General features: G+C 68.7%; 3 protein-coding genes. All 3 read right to left on the reverse strand.

Annotated elements, in window-relative coordinates:
• Positions 1-388 (reverse strand): helix-turn-helix domain-containing protein (locus tag AOK15_RS39220; RefSeq protein WP_157870513.1); only part of this gene is annotated, 388 nt, incomplete at its 3' end.
• Positions 389-728: 340 nt separating this feature from the next.
• The gene (locus tag AOK15_RS39225; RefSeq protein ID WP_055523770.1) at positions 729-1,160 is read right to left on the reverse strand and encodes a hypothetical protein; all 432 of its coding nucleotides are present in this window, start codon (positions 1,158-1,160) and stop codon (positions 729-731) included.
• Positions 1,161-1,850: 690 nt separating this feature from the next.
• Positions 1,851-2,084, reverse strand: a 234-nt coding sequence (locus AOK15_RS39230) for a hemerythrin domain-containing protein (protein WP_205632302.1), incomplete at its 5' end; no start/stop codon positions are given.

The raw sequence follows: 2,084 nt of genomic DNA on the forward strand, positions 1-2,084 counted from the left end.
CCCCCACACCCGGGCCCTGACCACGCGCGGAGACGGCCGAGTCAAGACCATCCCCCAAGGAGCCGACCGACACCGTGGCGCTCATGGCGTCGCGAGACGCCGACGCCTGCCGCCGGTCGGCCGGACGTGACCGTTGCCGCGCGGCGTAGGCCATGATCCACCGGCGGTGCAACTCCGTGCGCTCTTCAGGGGAGGCACCGCAAAGCACGGCGAACCGCTCGATCGGAGCGAAGTCCTGCGGGACCGCCTCACCGGAGCAGTAGCGGTGCAGGGTCGAGGCGTGCACGTCCAGCCGACGGGCAAGTGCCGCGTAGCTGCGGTCGGTACGTTCCTTCAGCCGTCTCAGCTGCAACGCGAGTTCCGCTACGTCATCGTGGATCGAATCCATGCAGTCCGCACTCGTATCCGCTCGTCGACCCACAAAGGCCGGTCCCGACGGGGCACGACATCCCGCCGCTCCCCCTATCTGCACGCCCATACGCACGAGACGGTTCCAGCGTTGAGAACCATGACCTGGCGGCGCACCCGCCCCCGCCTCACGAGTTCTGCTCAGACCCGAACCGACGGTCGGCGCAACCGACTCCCACGACGACAACCACAAGACGAACGGATGGTGTACGCCCGTCGCGCGTCGCCGCCATCAGCCGTGGATCGTCAGCCGTCGTGACACAGCGCCATCGCGCCGACCTGCAAGGGGCCACCGCACTGGGGACAGGCGGACGCGGACTCTACGCCGAGTCGGAGAGCAAGGCGTCCAACGCCGCCCGGACCTCGGCGATTCCAAGGCGCCACTCGTCACTCCGAAGGACCGCGATGTCCCACTCGACCACCGGTTCGGCGCCACTCACGCAGTAGCCGTAGACCTGGTGGGCCACCCGTTCGCTGAGCAGTTCGTCGTAGTGGAACGACCCCTCGAAAGCCGCCCACGCCACCGCCCGCCCGTCCGCGCACACCCGCCGAAGCGCGGCTCGCGTATACGCGCGCAGATCGAGCGAAGCGTCATGAAAGTCGAGGTCGTACGACACCAGACCAAGCCGCTCGACGGCTTCGGGCTGCTCCAGCAGAGGGAACGACAGAAAGGCGTCGGGAACCAACCCGGCAACGTGAAAAGCCTCCTCCGGCAACGGAGCGTCGCCGGAACCGATGACAAACACATTCACCGAGGCCGGTCCCCGCCAACACAAAGCATCGAGCACCTCACCCGCCACAGCGCGTCCCCTCCCCTAGCACCAGGCCAGTCACCAGCGGCGTCGCCGACAGCGACGCCATTATGGCCACCGTGATCACTGCCAAGCCACTGCGTCAGGAGAGAGCCCGGAGCGCCTGAGCGGCGACCACCGGCTCCGCCGACCGAGCCGGTCACCCCGAACGAAGCCGCCATCGCTCCCCTTGAGCAGGTTCTGGAGATTCCGGCGCATCGTCTCTGCCTCGCCGCCGTCCCCGCCGACCCCGGAACAGAGGACATGCACCGCCGTACCTTCCTAGCCGCGAGCGTTGCCGCGCTCGCGGCTCCGCCGTCGTCGTCCGCGCAGCACATCACGAGCTGATCCAGGTCCTGTTGCCAGGCCCGAGCCCCACGGCCACCGGGCAAGCCTCGGGGAACGACGAGCTGCGGGACCGGGCACGAGCCGTACGACGGATGTTCTGCACGAGCGACTCCACCGAACTTGAGCAGACTCTGCCGGGTCTGATCGCCGACCCGCGCCAGGCCGTCGGCGGCTCATCCGGCGCGGCGGTAAACCTTTGACCTGACTCGAGGGTCAAGCCCCGCAGCCCTCTGCCACGCCGGGCGCAGGGCCCTTCACAGGGGCGCCTCCCGTTCTTGTGAACCTCGGCCCTGGCCTGCGCTTTCAAGGCGCGAGGGAGAAGTAATTCTCTTCCTCCTGGGTGAAGTGCAGGCGCAGGACGGTATTGAGGCCGTAGAGGCAGGAGCGCAGGTCGTCGAGTTGTTCGGGGGCCAGACGCCCGCCGGTGCGGGCGAGTTGGAGGTGGGTGGCGATGCGGCGGGAGAGGCGTTCGATCTCGGCGTGGGCGCGGCTCATCGTGGCGGTGGTTTCGGGGCCTCCGAGGGTGGGGGCGAGGGC

It is taken from the genome of Streptomyces ossamyceticus, from assembly GCF_001418475.1.
Lineage (GTDB): Bacteria > Actinomycetota > Actinomycetes > Streptomycetales > Streptomycetaceae > Streptomyces > Streptomyces ossamyceticus.